The sequence below is a fragment of the Bacillus sanguinis genome (assembly GCF_018332475.1).
In the GTDB taxonomy this organism is placed as follows: Bacteria; Bacillota; Bacilli; order Bacillales; family Bacillaceae_G; genus Bacillus_A; species Bacillus_A sanguinis.
Map to the genome: position 1 here is coordinate 1 of NZ_BOQB01000723.1, position 241 is coordinate 241.

The window sequence follows — 241 nt, forward strand, 5'->3', positions numbered from 1 at the left end:
TAGGAGCGCCAAAAAAAACCTGAAAACAATATAATAACAGGATAAATTTCAAGGCGACCAAGAATCATAGCTATGCACATTAAATATTTTGCAATGTCATTAAGCACTCCGAATGACGATGCAGTAGCCCCAAAACCTAATCCCATATTATTAATACATGCAGCCACTGTTGCAAATGATGTAAGAAAATCATATCCCATACCATTTAACACCAGTATAAAAAACACCGTGAAGAGAGTAT

At 35.3% G+C, this 241-nt stretch carries 1 protein-coding gene; it reads right to left on the reverse strand.

The window, feature by feature from the left end:
• On the reverse strand, window positions 1–241 hold a 241-nt coding region (locus KI369_RS29365), incomplete at both ends, for a potassium transporter TrkG (RefSeq protein ID WP_274382507.1).